We start from the raw sequence: 16,842 nt of genomic DNA, 5'->3' as shown, positions 1-16,842 counted from the left end.
GACGTATCCCTTCAGTACTCCCGGCGCCGAACTCCCACCACTCACGCGGTCGGCACCGCCGCGGGTTCTCCCGTGCGGCTCTCGCGAGGACGCCGGAGACGTTGTGTAGTGCCTACCCGATGTCTCCGGACCCGCAGCGAGAGCCGTGCGAGAGGTTCCGCCACGGGACCACCCCGGCAGCCCGGCCAAAGACTCTGTCCAAAACTAGAGGGAGAAGGGGACGTAGCACAGCACGGCGAGCACGATCGCACCCCAACCGAGCAGGGCCGGTTTGCGGTACCACGCGTCGTCGCCCCGCTGCATTTCCCCGGAGTCCGTGGCATCGGCCCGGGTGTAGACCAGCCCCGCGAGTTCGGCCTCCGACTTCGGAGTGGTCGCCAGCGCGATCGGAACACTGACCACGAGATCGGTCACGAGTGCGATGATCGCGGCGATCATGTTCACGCCCTGCGCGCTGTCCATGTCCACTATTCCGGCCCGGTACATGCTGTAGAACGCGATCGGTGCGAGGGTGCCGAGCAGCAGTCCCCAGAATCCCGCCTTGGCGGTCATGCGTTTCCAGAACAGCGCCAGAATGAACGTGGCGAACAGCGGGACGTTGAAGAACGAGAACAACGTCTGCATGTAGTTCATGATGTTGCTGAAGGAAGCCGCGATGAACGCCGTTCCGATACCGATCACCACACCGATGGCGGTGATGACACGGCCGACCGTGAGATAGTGCGAATCCGGCATGTTCGGCTTTATGTACGGCTCCCAGATATCCGCGGTGAACACGGTGTTGAAACTGGAGACGTTGGCCGCCATACCGGCCATGAACGATGCCATCAACCCCGTGACCGCCAGCCCCAGCACGCCGTTCGGCAACAATTGCGCCATGAGCAGCGGAATCGCCGAGTTGTAGTCGTACTGACTGCCCGGTTGGCCGATGTCGGGCTGCATGATCAACGCGATCAGACCGGGCAGCACCACGACCAGCGGGATGAACATCTTGGGGAACGCCGCGATCAGCGGGGTCCGCCGGGCCGCCGAGAGGTTCTTGGCGGACAGCGAGCGCTGCACCTCCGCGAAGTTGGTGGTCCAGTACCCGAAGGAGATCGCGAAGCCGAGGCCGAGCGAGATGGTGAGCCAGTTGGCCCCGAGCGGGTTGTCCTGCCCGAATCCGGTTCCGCCCCATGCGGTCAGGAACTGCGCTCCCTCGGAGGCGGTCACCTTGTCGATGACGCCGCCGACCCCGCCGACCCGGATCAGTCCGAGCACGGTCAGCGGCACCAGTGCCGCCACGATGACGAAGAACTGCAGGACCTCGTTGTAGATGGCCGAGGTGAGTCCACCGACGGTGATGTAGATCAGCACGAACACACCGGCTATGACGATGGACAGTGGGATCGGCCAGCCGAGCAGTGCCCGCAGCACGATCGCCAGAGCGTAGAGGTTCACACCGGCTATCAGGACCGAGGCCACCGCGAATATGACCGCGCTCAACAGGTGCGAGGAGCTGCTGAACCGCCGCAGCAGGAATTCGGGAACGCTGCGCACCTTCGAGTTGTAGTAGAACGGCATCATGACCAGGCCGAGGAAAACCATGGCAGGAATCGCGCCGATCAGATACCAGTGCACGGTGTAGGCGCCGTACTGCGCACCGTTGGCTGCCATGCCGAGAATCTCGGTGGCTCCCAGATTCGCCGAGACGAACGCCAGTCCCGTCACCCACGCGGGTAGTGAACGCCCGGACAGAAAGAAGTCGAGCGTGGAGTGGACGCTTCGTTTCGCGGCGAACGCGATACCTAGCACGACCACGAAGTAAATGACAAGAATGAGGCTGTCCATCCAGTTCATGGACAGCCGTAGCCCATCGGCCAGAGTGTGCATTGTCGTCCGATCCTGTCGCCGTCCGCGAGTTGGCTCTCCAATCGCATGTCCGGAATACCGAACGTTGTTCGACAACGTACGACACGATCGGGTGACGGTCAACACATGCGAGGCCGCGGCTTCTCCCTCGGACGGAGTACCAGCGCCTGCCGTACGACACGCACGGCAGAACCGCAGGGAGTCGAGGAAACACTGTGTACACAGCTGGTCGCCACGAGCACGAAGTTCTTTTCGAGAGCGCTCACAGCGTGCCGATCGTCCACACGGGAAGGCCCGAGGCCCGAGAATCGCCGTTTCACTTAGTGGGCCCCTGCGGTCCGGAACACCACTGGCGGATGCCGGACAACCGCCTCCGCCAACGATCCGCCACGGAAAATCGGGAAGCCCCAGAGGACTCCTCGGGACGGGCTTGTCGGGTGGCGGAGTCGGCCCTACGCGCGGTTACGCGTCAGCTCGTTCCGCGCGGGAGGGGCTGCTCCGGCGCTGCGGCCGGGGAAGTTCCGCGAGAACTCGCACCGAGTTCTCACTCCCAGGGCAACGTCCCGCCCGGAACGGGCGCCGAGGGATCGTAGGGCCTTCTGGTGAAGACGAAGGTGTTGAGATCCAGGTGTGTGACAGTTCCGTCAGGGGCCCGGACGACGCGCAGCCGCTCCCCCCGGTGGTACCCGTCCAGGCCGATCCAGTTGTCCTGCCCGTCCGGCCGGAAACGCGACGGCCGCCCCGGCCCCTGCCAGGCGGAGAGATCGAGCATGCCGTCGGGCAGCACCCGGAGCAGTTGCGGCACCGGTCCCCAGTACCACAACCCGGTCAGCTCCAACAGGTCCTCGGAGACCCCGCCCTCGGGAACCCACTCCGGAGGGATGCGGGGTTCGTGCTCGGCGAGGATCTCGAGCAGATCGACCGCGAGCGCGCCGTTCGCCCCGGCGGTGGTGTTGGCGAGAAAGATCACACCGGTGGACTCGGCGGGGTCGGCCAGCAGATTGGCCAGAAAACCCGGCATGGAGCCACTGTGCCCGACGAGCGCGCGACCGTTGTGCCGTGCCAGTTGCAGCCCCAGGCCGGCTCCCCTGGTCCACTGCGGCCCGTCGTCCACACTGGCCGGCCTGCGCATCTCGTCGAGCGTGTCGGGGTGCAGTACCTCCCCCGTCTCACCGATCAGGAAACGCGACCAGCGGAGCATGTCGTCGACCGTGGACCAGAGCTGACCGGCCGGAGCCATCGCGACCGCGTCCTCGAACGGTTCGGGCTGCAGCACATCCGCCCAGGGGTGCACCGCCAGGCCCGGCGCGTACGGCGGGACGGGGCTCTCCGTGGTGCGGCGCATCCCGAGCGGTTCCAGGATCTCCTCGTGCAGCACCGCCGTGAAGTCCTTGCCGCGTGCGCGTTCGATCAACTGCCCCAACAGCCCGAAAGCGGTGTTGGAGTAGTGGAACACGTGCTGCGGTTCGGGACGCAGCTGGGCGCTGTCCACGCCCGCGAGGAAGTCCTCGGCGGCCTCGCCCTTGGTCCGCTCCCACCACTGCCCGGCCGGCTCGGAGCTGAGCCCACTGCAGTGCGCGAGCAGCTGCCAGATCTGCCGGTCGTCGACCGCCGTCCCCGGCACGTGGTCGCCGAACCGGTCGGACAACGACAGCAGCCCCTCGTCGCGCAGCCGCATCACCAGCACCGCCACGAAGGTCTTGGTGATGGACCCGATGCGGTACTGCGTATCGGAGTCGGGTCGTCGATCGTCCACCCACCCGCGGGAGTCCACCCAGATCGTCTCGCCGTCGCGCACCAATCCGGCGATGAGCGAGGGGACACGGTTGCCCGACTGTTCCAGTGCCAGGCGGCGCAGCAGTGCGCGTCGGGTCGCGGGCAGCAGTTCACCGGCCATGTGCCACATACTTTCGCGCGGCCACCGGCGTTGGCAAGTTCGCCACGCCTCCACCACACCCCGGAGGTCGGTGTGACCGCTGCTACACCGAACGGCGAAACGGCAGCCGAGCGGTGGTACGAGCGTGCCGATCAAGCGCCGTGAAAGCCGGTCGGGGCTTGCCAAACCGGACGGCGAGCGCAACCATACGAGCGCTGATGGTTCAGCGGCGAGGGCGAACGGCCCCGCCGGTGAGGCAAGAGGGAATCCGGTGTGAATCCGGAACTGCCCCGCAGCGGTGAGTGGGAACGAACGTCGTCACCGCCGCGGTCCCTTCCGGGGACCGCGAGTGGAACACGGCACTGGACCTCGGGTCCGGGAAGCCGACGACCAGTAGGAGAACCGGCCGGCGCCGACAGTGCCCACGAGTCCGAAGACCTGCCATCGGTGCGCACCGCGAGCGGTGCGCGAGTCCGAGACCTCGAGGGAAGGTCGGCAGGGCGGTCACGTCGCGAGCTCCCACGCGACGGTGGACGCGTGTGCCCTCATACCTCGAGGTGCTCGGTCGACCATGTCGTCGAGCTCGCGAGGAGAGAGCTTTGACCAGCGAAATCGGATCCACCGTACTCGGATACCCCCGTATCGGCCCGCAGCGGGAACTCAAACGGGCCCTGGAGAGCTACTGGGCGGGCAGGAGCGGTAAGGAACAGCTGCGCGAGACCGCCCGCACGCTGCGTGCCCAGAGCTGGCGGGAACTGCACGAGGCGGGTCTGGGATCCGTTCCCAGCAACACGTTCTCCTATTACGACCAGGTCCTGGACACCGCGGTGACCTTCGGCGCCGTACCGGAGCGCTATCGCAGGCTGGGGCTGGACTCGTTGGACACCTACTTCGCCATGGCACGCGGTGCGGAATCCACCCCGCCGCTGGAGATGACGAAGTGGTTCGACACCAACTACCACTACCTCGTTCCCGAGATCAGCCCGGAGACCGAGTTCAGCCTCGCCGACCGCACCCCCGTGGAACGGTTCCGGGAGGCCGGGGAACTCGGGATAACCACCCGCCCCGTGCTGGTGGGGCCCCTGACCTTCCTGCTGCTGTCCAAGCGCACCGAGGGGGCACCGTCCTCCTTCGCGCCGCTGCACCGGTTGGACGACCTGCTGGAGGCCTACACCGAGCTGCTGGGTGATCTCCACCGCGCCGGTGTGGAGTGGGTGCAGCTGGACGAGCCCGCGTTCGCGGCCGACCGCGAGCCGGCGGAACTGGAGGAGCTGCGCGGCGCCTACCGCAAGCTCGGTGAGCTCACCGCACGGCCGAAGCTGTTCGTGCCCACCTACTTCGGCGATCCGGGTGAGGCCCTCGGCGTGCTGGCCTCCTCGCCGATCGAGGCGGTCGGGGTGGACCTCGTGGCCGGCTCGACCACGATGGAGGTGCTGTCCGGGCTGACCGGCCTGCGGAACAAGACGCTGGTGGCCGGTCTGGTGGAGGGCCGCAACATCTGGCGGACCGACCTGGACGACGCGCTGGCCAAAGCGGCCACGCTGCTCGGTCTCGCCGGTGAGGTCTCGGTGAGCACCTCGTGCTCACTGCTGCACGTGCCCTACGACGTCGAGGCCGAGCAGGACATCGACCCGCAGGTCAAGTCCTGGCTGGCGTTCGCGCGGCAGAAGGTCGAGGAGGTCGTGCTGCTCGACCGCGCCCTGCACGAGGGGCGCGAGGCGGTACGCGACCGACTGGACAAGGCCCGCGCTCCCATCGAGGACCGGCGGAACGCGGCCAGGCTGCACGACAAGGCGGTACGTGATCGCATCTCGAAGCTGCGCCCGCGGGACGCGGATCGCGGTGAGTACGCCAAGCGGCGTGCGGATCAACAGCGGGCACTCGGGCTGCCGCCGCTGCCGACCACCACGATCGGCTCGTTCCCGCAGACCACGGACGTCCGCAAGGCGCGCGCCCAGCTCCGGCACGGCGAGATCGACGAGACCACCTACAACACCAGGATGGCCGACGAGATCCAGCGCGTGATCACCATGCAGGAGGACCTCGGACTCGACGTGCTCGTGCACGGCGAGCCGGAACGCAACGACATGGTGCAGTACTTCTCGGAGTACATGAACGGCTTCGTCAGCACGCTGAACGGCTGGGTGCAGTCCTACGGTTCGCGCTGCGTACGCCCGCCGATCCTGTTCGGCGACGTCTCACGGCCCGAGCCCATCACCGTCGAGTGGGCCGAGAAGGCCCAGCGCATGACCAGCAAGCCGGTCAAGGGCATGCTCACCGGCCCGGTGACAATCCTGGCCTGGTCCTTCGTTCGTGACGACCAGCCGCTCGGAGAGACGGCCAACCAGGTGGCGCTGGCGATCCGGGACGAGGTGAGCGACCTCGAATCTGCCGGTATCGGCGTGGTGCAGGTCGACGAGCCCGCGCTGCGCGAGCTGCTGCCGCTGCGTTCGGAGCGGCACGGGCAGTACCTGGAGTGGGCGGTGCGCTCGTTCCGGCTGGCCACGGCGGGCGTCACCGACGCCACACAGATCCACACCCACCTGTGCTACTCCGAGTTCGGCGAGGTCATCAACGCGATCGTGGACCTCGACGCGGACGTGACGAGCCTGGAGGCCGCTCGTTCCCGGATGGAGGTGCTGGACGACCTCAACGAGGTCGGTTTCGCCCGGGGCGTCGGCCCCGGTGTCTACGACATCCACTCGCCGCGCGTGCCGAGCTCCGAAGAGATCGAGAAACTGCTCGGCGCGGCTCTGGCGGCCGTGCCCGCCGAACGCCTGTGGGTCAACCCGGACTGCGGGCTCAAGACCCGCGGCTACGAGGAGGTGAGGGCCGCCCTGGAGAGCATGCGCGTCGCGACCGAGCGGGTGCGCGGCTCGTCGCGGAGCTGAGCGCGCCCGACGGGTCGGTTCGTCGGACTCGCGCCGTGCTCCTCACCAGCCATGAGTTCCCGCGCGGTCCGTGCGGGAACCACACGCGCACGGCGTGAAACGGGTCGCTTCGGAGTTCACGGACTCCGGGGCGACCCGTTCGTGTGTGGTGGACGAGCACACGCTCCTCGCCGCGGCGAGGACTCGCGAGATGTCGCGCCGATCGACCCCACGCAGCCCGAGAAGCCGGGTTTCCGTGGAGAATATCGGCGATCACCCGCTGTATCCGTGCGACTTGGATTGGCAGAATACCGTGATGAGCTCCGAGTACGACCGAGTGGACGTTCGCGGGGTGGTCGGCTTCGTGCTGATCGCCTACATACCGGCATGGTTGCTGACCCTGCCGCTGTGGCTTTCCGGCAAGGGCCTGTCCTGGGCCTGGTACCCGCCATTGCTGATCGCGATGATGTTCATGCCGGCGGTGGCGACGTTCGTGACGAACCGCTGGATCAGCCCGCGAGGCCGGATACTCCGCGAGACCGGTGTGACCCATCCCAACGGGGTACGCGGCTGGTGGCGGTACGGGCTGCTCGGCTGGATCGGTGCCCCGGTGGCGATGCTGCTGGCGCTGGTCGTCGGCTGGGCAATGACCGTCTACGACGCACACTGGTTCGACTTCGCCGGGCTGCCGGGGCAGCTCCGCTTCGCGCTGACCGACCAGGCCCCGGACTCCGCGTTCGTCGGGGGTCTGCTGCTGCTGTTGCACGTGTTCGTGTTCGGCTGGCTGAACGTGATTCCCGCCGCGGGGGAGGAATGGGGCTGGCGCGGTTATCTGACCCCGGCCCTGCTGCCGCTCGGTCAACCCGCCGCGTTCCTGATCACCGGAGTGCTGTGGGGGCTCTGGCACGCCCCGCTGCTGGTGCTGGGGTACAACTACCCGACGGTGCCCGTAGTGGCGGCCTTCATCATGATGGTCGTTTTCTGCGTGCTGGTCAGCGTGCTGCTCGGCTGGCTCAGGCTGGCCTCGCGCAGTGTGTGGCCCGCCGTGGTCGCGCACGGTTTCCTCAACGCGGCGGCCGTGCTCCCCGCGGTGTTCAACGCACCGGGGGAAACGTTCTCCAACGTCTCGGTGGGACTGCTCGGCTGGACGGGCTGGATCGTGCTGGGGCTGCTGATCCTGCTGCTGGTGGCGCTGCACCGGCTGCCGGTGCAGCTCCCACGAGAGCAGGTGGCGGATGAGGGCCTCACCAGCGGGGTCTCCCGGTTCCACCACCGCTGATTTCCCACTTCCCGCCGGGAAGGAAACGGAGAGGACCGACGGTTCTCAGGTCGAGCGGTGCCACTGTGGACCGGGTGCTCCGAACGAAACACGGCCCGACCGGTCGCCTCCTGGGAGCGACCGATCGGGCCGTACCGCTTTCCGAAAGTTCCGCACCGGAAAGTTGGCTGGGCAGCGAACGTCGCCGGTTTCTCCACGCGCTTCGGCGGTTAAACCCGAGCCGCGCGGTCCGTTGCTCGCCGGCCGGCGCAGCAGGGCCGACTCGGGTGCCGACCGGCGGAAATCACGCGAGGCACCCGTCGGGAGGGATCAGAACTCGGGCAGCTGTTTGACCGGAAGCCCCTCGTGCACCGTGTTCATGGCCGGATAGAACGTACGCGCCGGGATGGTGCCACCGAAGAGGTTCCCGCCCGTGTCGCTGCACTGGTACGGCGCCGCGCTGCCGTTGACGCAGATGCCCTCATAGGGCGGGCCGTCGGTGTAGGTCATCACGGCACCCGCCATCTGCGGAGTGGCGCCGACCAGCACCGCGGACTGGTAGTACTGCGTGGTTCCCGTCTTGGCCATCAGCGGCCGGCTCCAGCCCGCGGACTCGGCGGCGGCGTGCGAGGTACCGCCCGCCTTGTGGTCGTCGGAGAGCCCCTGCGCCAGACCGTGCGCGGTGCGCGGCGCGACCACCTGTGAACAGGGCTTCTCGTTGACCTGGACCGGATTGCCGTCGCGATCGGTGATCGACTCGACCGGAGTGGGCGGGCACCACTTGCCGTGGCTGGCGATGGTGGCCATGACGTTGGACAGCTCCAGCACGCTCACCGGCGTGACACCGAGCGTGAACGAGCCCTGCCTGCTCTGCTTGATGTTCTTCGCCTTGGTGATCTTCTTGTCCGTCTCGGAGTCCCCGTCGGCGTCCACTTTCCGGCTGAGACTGTGGCGCAGCCCCAGTTTCTCGGCGATGTCCACGGCGTTGTTCAGTCCGACCCGTTCCAGCAGCCAGACGAAGCCGGTGTTCGGGGAGGTGGCCAGCGCGTCCCGCAGGCTTCTGCTGCCGGAGGAGACGCCCTCGGCGTTCTGCACCGTCCACTGCTGCCCGTGGCCGAACTGGTGCGTCGTGTAAGCGGACGGGACGGGAATCGTGTCGTTCGGGCTCCACCCCTGCTGGATCGCGGCGGCGGCGGTGAAGATCTTGAACACCGAGCCGGAGCCGTAGGGAATCACTTCGGTGGTGATGTTGTAGGCCGTCTGCCCCTGGCTGGCGTCGTTGCCGTAGTCGCGGTTGGCGACCAGTGCCCGGACCTTGTGGCTGTTCTGGCCCGGCTCCACGAGCGCCATCGGGTTGGCGATGTTGTCGGAGTCCTTGGGGACCTGCGCCTCGGCCGCCTTCTTGGCCGACTTGGTGGCCTCGGGATCCATCGTGGTGTTGATGGTGTAACCGCCGTTCTCCAGCTCCTTGTCACTGAAACCGGCCTCGTTGAGGTAGTCCCGCAGGTAGGAGCAGAAGAATCCGTTGGTGGCGCTGCCACCCGCGCTCACGCAGCTGCTCGGCGGCCGTCCCAGTGGGTGCAGCACCCCCAGCGGCTGCTTCTTGGCCCGCTCGGCGTCCTCCTCGGTGATCCGGAAGTTGTTGTTCGGCTGGGCCATCCGATCGATGACCTCGTTGCGCCGTTCCCGCGCCGCGTCCGGATTGCTGTTCGGATTGAGCGCGCCGGGCGCGTTGACGATCGCGGCCAGCAACGCGGCCTGCTGAATGTTCAGCTGGTCCGAGCTGATGCCGAAGTAGGTCTGGGCGGCGGCCCCGACCCCGAACGTCTGGTTACCGAACGGCACCACGTTCAGGTAGGAGGTGAGGATCTCCTCCTTGCTCATGGTGCGTTCCAGTTCCACGGCCAGCCGTGCCTCGCGCAGCTTGCGGGCGATGGTGGTGGCCTGGGCGTCGTGCCGCTCCACCTTGTTGTCGGCCGCCACGTGCACCAGGTAGTTCTTCACGTACTGCTGGGTGATCGTGGAGGCGCCCTCCTGCACGGAACCACTGCTGATGTTGGTGGCCAGCGCGCGCATGGTGCCTTGCCAGTCGACACCGTTGTGGTCCCAGAACCGCTTGTCCTCGATCGCGGTGATCGCCGAGCGCATGGTGTCGGCGATCTCGTCGGAGGAGGTGGGAATCCGGTAGTCGTCGTAGAAGTGGGCGATCGGATCGCCGTTGCGGTCGAGTACGTCGGTGGTCAGCGGCATTCGCGCCTTCTCCAACGAATCCGACATCCGGGACATGGCCGAGGTCGTCTCGTTCACCATCGCACCGGCCCCGATGGCGGCGGGCAGCATCAGACTGGCCACCAGCACACCTGAAAGCACACAAAGACCGAAGAGTTTTAACAGCACGCCGCCGCGCCGCACGCAAGCCCCAATCACACTCGTGTCCACCGAGCAGAGCATCGACATCGGGTCCCGGCGCGCATGCCGCGTTCCAACGGCGCTGGTAGATCCGGAACCCACGAGGGAGACGTGGCGCCGGGTCGGACCGGGCACCGATCCCGGATCCCCCGTCGTCGCTCGCCTACTTGATATCACACCGCACGTCGTCGGTGACCGGGTTCCACCGGAAAAAGTGGACTTCACCGGGGAAAACCACTCGAACGCAGGCGTCCGGGTGAGTGATGTCACCGAAAAGCAACCGGAACCACGTGACGACGCTCGGTAATTCGCGAACCCCCTCGCAGGCCCGGAAAGTAGCTACCCGAACACCGTGAACCTCGCGGGAACGAGCCCGAAGCGGAACGGCACGCCCCGGCATCGCGCATGACTCGCACCGGCCTCACGCACGAAACACGAACACAGTGGATACCCGAATGGCTACACTGGGCGAATGACCGATCCCTTCCTGGACTCCATCGCCGCGGCACTGGCCGGGCAGGCAGCGGCGGCGCTCGGCAGCGCGGGCTCGACGGCGCTGGCGAAGGTGCGGGAACTCGTGCGAGGCAAGTCCGAAGCGGACCCGCGAACCGAGGCGGCACTGGAAGCCGCCGAGGACCGTCCCGCCGATCACCCGAAAGTCACCGCGCTGGCCGAACGGCTCGAACAGCTGGAGCACGAGGATCCCGAGTTCGGCGCGCGATTGCGCGAGGCGGGTGAACCCCTGCATCAGCAGCTGCGGGCCACCGGCAACCGGACGGTCAACCAGTTCAACGGCAACGCGCACAACGTGGTGCAGGGTGAAACGTTCGACCGGATCGAGTTCAACGGCTAGTTGAACTTTCCGACTGACCGTCGTAGGTACGCGGGTGGCGGAACCTCTCGCACGACTCTCGCTCCGGGAGGCCCGACATCGGGTAACGACTACACAACGTCGGGCCTTCCTCGCGAGAGCCGCACGGGAGAACCCGCTGGTGGTCAGGCTGCACAGGTGGTGGTTCGGCGCTACCGCGCGCCGCAAAGAACGCCCACCGGCTCTTGAGTAGCGACCTACGCGACGAGCGGACCGGCCTCGCAATGCATCCGACTCACGCACCGGGGTTCCCTGCGCTGCCTCGCTCACTGTCGCGTGCCGAGGGGACCCGCGATTTCGCGAGAGCCGCACCGGAGAACCCGCGGCGGCGGCGATTGCGAGGGCGGTGGGAGTTCGCCCTGCGTCGACGGCCCGGCGATTTCGCGAGAAATCGACGCACGGCTGGGGAAGGAACCCCGGTGCGTGAGGTGGTCCGGCCAGGGTGGTGTCGATTTCTCGCGAAATCGACGTCACCGAGGAATCGACTCGGGCGGGGATCAGCGGCGTCGTGACTCGGCTGCGTTGAGCTCGGCGAGGTAGCGGTTGTACTCGGCGAGCTGCGGGTCCTCCTCCTCGGTGACCGAGGGCGCGCGCTCCGGAACCGGGGAACGTCTCGGGCGCTCGGACTCGCTCTTCTCGGCGGTGTTTTTCGCGGGTTCCGGTGGGGGCTGTTCCGCTTCGCCCGACCCGTCATCACCGAAAGTGTCGGGGACGGCGTCAGCGAGCGTGGGATCCATGACCGGTTCGGCCGCTTCCTGGTCCGCACCGCCGAGCGACATCCGGAGCACCTGGTACCACAGGAATAGGGTGAACGCTCCGAACAGCGGCCACTGCAGCGCGTAACCGAGGTTCTGGAAGCTGCCCCCCGCGTCGTGGGCACGTTCCCACTGCCACCAGCCCAGCCAGCCGGTGGCGACGACGGCGGCGAGAAACACCAGGTGCAGCAGCACCCAGCCCGGCGAAAGCAGACGGCCCTTCACGCGACCCATTGTAGGTTCGAGTGCACCTCGCCGGCGCGGCTGCCTGTCCGCGAGTCAGGCTTGCCAGCCGTGGCGCCCACGGCCGACTCGGGGTGCGGCGTACTCGCGCGGCGAGTGGTGCCTCCTCGCCGCGCGATGGGAGACCGGCACCGTTACCGGGTACCGAGTTCCTCCAGCCTGCGCTGGGCCTCGTCGAGCTCGCGCTGCAGCTGCTCCACCCTGGCTCGCTGGTGCTCCCGTTCCGCCTCCAGCAACGGTTCGACCGCCTGCGCGACGTCCTCGTGCAGTGCTTTCGCCGCCTGCCCCACGGCGGAGGCCGGAACGTCGGTCGGACGCAGCACCCGCTTCCTGCCGTTGCTGACCTCGACGCTCCACTGCCCGTCCTCGCCCGCGGTGAGGATGATGGTGGCGCCCGCCGGGCGACGCGAGGAGTTGTTCTTGGCCGTACCCCCACTCGTGCGGGAAGTACCGTTGCGCTTGGAACCGGTCGACTCGCTCTTGTTCGACTGCTCCCCGGCGCTGGAGGACGACGTCGAACCACCGGATCGTTTCGACGTACCGGCGGTGTCGGTGCTGTGTCCGTTCACTCCGGAGTCCTTCGCCGTGTTCGTCGTGCCTCCCGGATCGCCGGTAGCCGCGAACGCGGTGGCAGTCGGCTCGGCGGGAGCCGGCTCGGCGGGAGTGTGCGGCTGATCGTCCTCGGTACTCTTCTTCTTGGCGGCCCGACCGGTCTCCTTGCGTTTCGGCGCGGGCTTGTCCAGGGTCACCTCGGCTGCCGAGAAGGACAGCACGTCCTTGGAGCCTGCCGGTTTGACCTGCAGGAACTCGCCTTCCGCGGGCTCGTCCATGGCGACGACCTTGCCGGAGCGCCCGGCGTCGACGCCGACCGCCGAACCGGTGAACCACACGGTGGGTGTGGTTCCGTTGTCCAGTTCCTCACGAAGGCCGCTGATCTGTTCGGAGGACAGCGCACGGGCCTCGGACATTCACGCTCCCGAGTGGACGAAGGCAGCCGCCCGCGTCGCCGCTCGGCGTATCGGACCTCGGTCGTACCCGCGCGGAATCCGCGGGAGCCGCTCCGACGCGCGGCGGTCGGGAGGCTTGCCGGGATGGGCTCACACGACCTGACCGCCGCAGCGTATCGAACGTCCGTGCGAATCCTCAACGCGCCCCGGAGCGCTGGAGCTCGTAGTCCTCCGGATCGGCCTTGCGGGTCTGCCACCAGTAGTTCCAGGTGAAACCGGGCCAGAGGGTGCGGTTGACCCCGTTGGCGTCCAGGTACCAGCTCTGGCAGCCGCCGTCCGACCACACGGCATCGGCGAGGTGTGACTGGATCCGCTCGTTGAACTCGTCCTGAGCCGACTGGCGCACGTCGGCCTGGGTGAACTCGCCCCGCAGCAGCGGGCGCAGGATACTGAGCACGTAGTTGATCTGCGACTCGATCATGAACACCACCGAGTTGTGCCCCAGCCCGGTGTTCGGCCCGAGCAGGAAGTACAGGTTGGGGAAACCTGAGACCGTTATCCCCTTGTGCGCCTCCATGCCATCCTTCCACGCGTCCCGCAGCTTGCGGCCACCTCTGCCGACGATCTCCAGGTGGTCGAACGCGTCGGTGACGTGGAAGCCGGTACCGAAGACGATCGCGTCCACGGGGTGGTCGACCCCCTCGCCGTCGACCACCGAGTTCTCGCGCACCTCGGCCACACCGCTCGTATTGAGGTCCACATTGGACCGGTTCAGGGCGGGGTAGAAGTCGCTGGAGAGCAGGATCCGCTTGCACCCCATCGAGTAGTCCGGGGTGACCGCCTCCCGGACGCGCTTGTCGTGCACCTGCTTGCGGATGAACCGCTTGGCCAACCACTGCGAGACGCGCTGCAGCCGGGGTTCGCGCAGCACGGCTACCGAACGGATCTCCAGCGTCATGTAGATGGCGAACCGCACGGCGCGTTGCAGGAAGGGAACGTAACGGAAGGCGCGGCGAAGTTTCGCCGGGATCGGGCGATCCGGCTTCGGTTGGATCCACGGCGGTGTGCGCTGGAACAGGTTCAGCTTCGCCGCCTGCTTGGCGACCTGCGGGACGAACTGGATCGCGCTGGCTCCGGTCCCCACCACCGCGACCCGTTTGCCGGTCAGGTCGTAGTCGTGGTTCCAGTCGGCCGAGTGGAAGGCCTCGCCTCGGAACCGCTCCAGCCCCGGCAGGTCCGGGTAGTTCGGGATGTGCAGTGCGCCCACCCCGGAGACCAGCGCCCTGCCCACGTACTCGGTGCCGTCGGCGGTGGAGACGTGCCATCGGTGTGCCTGCTCGTCCCACTCCGCGCCGGTGAACTCCATCCCGTAGTGGATGTGCTTTTCCACGTCGTACTTCTCGGCGCAGTGGCGCAGATAATGCTCGATCTCGCCCTGCTCGGCGAACATCCTCGACCAGTCGGGATTCTGTTCGAAGGAGAACGAGTACATCAGCGAGGGGACGTCACAGGCACACCCGGGGTAGGTGTTGTCCCGCCAGGTCCCGCCGAGATCCCGGGACTTCTCCAGCAGGACGAAGTCCTCGACACCCTCCATCTTAAGCCGGATGGCGGTGCCCAGCCCCGAGAAACCGCTACCGACGATGACCACGGAGGTGTCGTACCTGTGTTGTTCCCGCGGTTCGTTACCCATCCCCCGGTACCTCCCGAACGAAGCGACGTGAGCTTACCAATCAGTAGGTTACTACGAGTAGGTTACTTGCGGTAGGGTTGATTTCGTGGAGATCGGACAGCGGGCGGGCTCGGGCCGCAAACGGATGTCGAGAGCCGAACGGGAACAGCAGATCCTGGGGATCGCGGAGGAAGTGTTCGCCGAGCGCGGTTACCAGGCTGCGGCCATGGACGACATCGCGCAGCGCGTCGGCCTGTCCAAACCGATGCTCTACGAGTACTTCGGCTCCAAGGAGGGACTACTGCTGGCCTGCCTGGAGCGGGCCAAACGCGAACTGCTGGAGTGCACGTCCGCCGCGGCGGCCCACGCCGAGAGCCCCGAGCAGCTGCTGCACGACGGACTACTGGCCTTCTTCCGGTTCGGCGAGGACCACAAACAGTCCTGGGCGCTGCTGCGCAACGAGTCGGCCGTACCCGGCATGGAGCTGGACACCGAGCTGGAGGGAATCCGCAGGCAGCAGGTGGGTTTCACCTCGGACATGCTGCGCATGTCGCTGCCGGAGACCGACGAGTACCGCCTGGAGGCCTTCGCCGAGGCCATTATCGGGGCCTGCGAGCGCATGGCGCTGTGGCGGGAGAACCACCCGGAAGTCACCCCGGAAACGGCGACCGAGCACCTGATGGCACTGATCGGTCCGAGCCTCTCCGGCGAGGCACGCTCGTTCTCCTGAGCAGCATCTTCCGGACCGGCGTTCTCCGAGCAGACGTGCTCCAGCCAGGAACCGCCCGGCCGAACAATCCGACCGGCAGAGTCGTCCTCACACGATCAGGTGTAGCAGAAGCGCAGGACTCAAGCTCCACGACTGCCTTTCCGATGCGATCGCGTAGGTCGATTGTCACGTGCACACGCGTCCTCCGAAAGGACGACGCGCCCGGCGTGTCACGACCCACGCCCGTGAACTCGGATTCAAGGAGTACTGATCTTGCGCCCCTGGACCACGCGCACGTTGAACGCTGTTGTTGTGGCCGCGGGGTTCGCCGCAGCCGGAACGGGAGCGGCAGCCGCCGACTCCCCCGAAGCAACGACGCCGGACCTCACCAAGCCGGACCTGTCCCAGGTTCCCGACGAGATCGACTTCACCGCCCCGGTGGACACCTGCAAGAACCCGGGCGGTGTCCCCGGACGGGAGAAGCTGCCCTGCGCTGACACCACGCTGCGCACGAACACCCCCAACCTCGTCAAGGAGGTCGGCACCGAGATCGCCAGGCTCGGCCACGGTGTCGCCGACGAGGTCCGCGACGGCGAACCGACACTGCAGTCGGGTGAGGCGACCAGGCTGCTCGGCCAGGTAGCGACCACCACCGCACGAGCCGAGCAGTGGACCAAGACCCGACCGGAGGTCGGGGTCAACGTCCGGCCCGACCACACCGGTGTGTTGCGAGCGAAGAACGACAACGCCGAGTTGCTCGACGCCGAGGTCGGGCCGCGCGGTGAGAACCACGAAGGTGTGTCCACCCTGGACACCGCCGTGGACGCCACGGTCGCGCAGGGCTACGACACCAAGCCGCTGACCAACCCGGTCGGGGCTGTGGGCAAGGTGGCCGAGAACAATCCGCTGCAGACGTCCGGCGATCCGGTCGAGCTGCCCAGGGTGGAACACGTGGTTCCCGCGACGAAGCAGGTTCCCACGGTTCGACGGCTGGACGACAACCCCTCCGGAGCGGTGCGGGACGCGGCGACCGGCCTGGTCGAGAACCCCTCGGAAACACTGTCACTGGGCAAGGGCACCAGCCTCAACGAGGGCAGGACCCTTCCCGTCGGTGAGGTGCTCCGCAACGCGCCACTGAACTGACCGACGCTCGGGCGCGGGGACTCTCCCGCGCCCGAGCCGAGCGGCCGTCGGGACGACGAGCACCGCGACCACCGGGACAGCCATCTTGAACTCCAGCATCGGTACCGGTGTCGCCCAGGAATGTGTGGTCGTGCGAGGCCCCGAACTGACCGGGGAAGCCGAGGACGTGGCGGCGGGGCCGGAGACGAAGTGAGCGGGTCGCCTCCCCCGACCAGGGAGGCGACCCGCTCACGTCTCG

General features: G+C 67.3%; 11 protein-coding genes and 1 riboswitch. Of the genes, 5 read left to right on the top strand and 6 right to left on the bottom strand.

All coding sequences use genetic code 11. The features are described from left to right. Positions 1–204 precede the first annotated feature (204 nt). Positions 205–1,872: a sodium:solute symporter family protein gene (locus BLR41_RS17335; RefSeq protein ID WP_092629963.1), complete on the bottom strand. Its 1,668-nt coding sequence runs from the start codon at positions 1,870–1,872 to the stop codon at positions 205–207. Positions 1,873–2,395: 523 nt separating this feature from the next. Beyond that, a complete protein-coding gene (locus BLR41_RS17330; RefSeq protein ID WP_092629960.1) occupies positions 2,396–3,748 on the bottom strand; it encodes a serine hydrolase domain-containing protein in 1,353 nt (450 codons plus the stop codon). Between the two features lie 181 nt (positions 3,749–3,929). Continuing rightward, positions 3,930–4,187, top strand: a riboswitch (cobalamin riboswitch). Between the two features lie 139 nt (positions 4,188–4,326). Between BLR41_RS17330 and metE the strand changes: the two genes are divergently transcribed. Further along, entirely contained in the window at positions 4,327–6,618 is a 2,292-nt protein-coding gene (gene metE, locus BLR41_RS17325) for a 5-methyltetrahydropteroyltriglutamate--homocysteine S-methyltransferase (protein ID WP_092629958.1), read from the top strand. A gap of 295 nt (positions 6,619–6,913) precedes the next feature. Next, complete coding sequence (locus BLR41_RS17320) at positions 6,914–7,876, top strand: CPBP family intramembrane glutamic endopeptidase (protein ID WP_176798037.1); 963 nt, start codon at positions 6,914–6,916, stop codon at positions 7,874–7,876. A 309-nt stretch (positions 7,877–8,185) separates the two neighbouring features. Here the strand turns inward: BLR41_RS17320 and BLR41_RS17315 are convergent, their stop codons facing one another. Then, entirely contained in the window at positions 8,186–10,207 is a 2,022-nt protein-coding gene (locus tag BLR41_RS17315) for a transglycosylase domain-containing protein (RefSeq protein WP_245694408.1), read from the bottom strand. A 529-nt stretch (positions 10,208–10,736) separates the two neighbouring features. On the opposite strand from BLR41_RS17315, the gene BLR41_RS17310 reads away from it, so the two are divergent. Further along, positions 10,737–11,117 (top strand): hypothetical protein, encoded by a 381-nt coding sequence (locus tag BLR41_RS17310; RefSeq protein WP_092629952.1) that lies wholly within the window; start codon positions 10,737–10,739, stop codon positions 11,115–11,117. A 515-nt stretch (positions 11,118–11,632) separates the two neighbouring features. Here the strand turns inward: BLR41_RS17310 and BLR41_RS17305 are convergent. From BLR41_RS17305 to BLR41_RS17295, 3 genes are all read right to left on the bottom strand, one after another. Next, entirely contained in the window at positions 11,633–12,115 is a 483-nt protein-coding gene (locus BLR41_RS17305) for a hypothetical protein (RefSeq protein ID WP_092630360.1), read from the bottom strand. A 152-nt stretch (positions 12,116–12,267) separates the two neighbouring features. Then, complete coding sequence (locus BLR41_RS17300; RefSeq protein WP_092629949.1) at positions 12,268–13,101, bottom strand: DUF6319 family protein; 834 nt, start codon at positions 13,099–13,101, stop codon at positions 12,268–12,270. Between the two features lie 175 nt (positions 13,102–13,276). Continuing rightward, entirely contained in the window at positions 13,277–14,773 is a 1,497-nt protein-coding gene (locus tag BLR41_RS17295; protein WP_092629947.1) for a flavin-containing monooxygenase, read from the bottom strand. Between the two features lie 85 nt (positions 14,774–14,858). Here BLR41_RS17295 and BLR41_RS17290 point away from each other — a divergent pair, with 85 nt between their 5' ends. Continuing rightward, positions 14,859–15,482, top strand: a complete 624-nt coding sequence (locus tag BLR41_RS17290) for a TetR/AcrR family transcriptional regulator (RefSeq protein WP_245694405.1) — start codon at positions 14,859–14,861, stop codon at positions 15,480–15,482. 252 nt (positions 15,483–15,734) lie between these two features. Then, entirely contained in the window at positions 15,735–16,604 is an 870-nt protein-coding gene (locus BLR41_RS17285; RefSeq protein ID WP_092629944.1) for a hypothetical protein, read from the top strand. The last annotated feature ends 238 nt before the right edge of the window (positions 16,605–16,842 follow it).

The sequence above is a fragment of the Actinopolyspora mzabensis genome (assembly GCF_900101095.1).
In the GTDB taxonomy this organism is placed as follows: domain Bacteria; phylum Actinomycetota; class Actinomycetes; order Mycobacteriales; family Pseudonocardiaceae; genus Actinopolyspora; species Actinopolyspora mzabensis.
The sequence above is the reverse complement of the archived record's forward strand: the minus strand, read 5'-3'. Positions and strand labels throughout refer to the sequence as shown.

Bases quoted from the DNA above. Each gene is read 5' to 3' on its own strand.
- BLR41_RS17300 (WP_092629949.1), bottom strand. From the start codon at position 13,101: ATGTCCGAGGCCCGTGCGCTGTCCTCCGAACAGATCAGCGGCCTTCGT.
- BLR41_RS17295 (WP_092629947.1), bottom strand. From the start codon at position 14,773: ATGGGTAACGAACCGCGGGAACAACACAGGTACGACACCTCCGTGGTC.
- BLR41_RS17320 (WP_176798037.1), top strand. From the start codon at position 6,914: ATGAGCTCCGAGTACGACCGAGTGGACGTTCGCGGGGTGGTCGGCTTC.
- BLR41_RS17330 (WP_092629960.1), bottom strand. From the start codon at position 3,748: ATGGCCGGTGAACTGCTGCCCGCGACCCGACGCGCACTGCTGCGCCGC.
- BLR41_RS17335 (WP_092629963.1), bottom strand. From the start codon at position 1,872: ATGCACACTCTGGCCGATGGGCTACGGCTGTCCATGAACTGGATGGAC.
- BLR41_RS17310 (WP_092629952.1), top strand. From the start codon at position 10,737: ATGACCGATCCCTTCCTGGACTCCATCGCCGCGGCACTGGCCGGGCAG.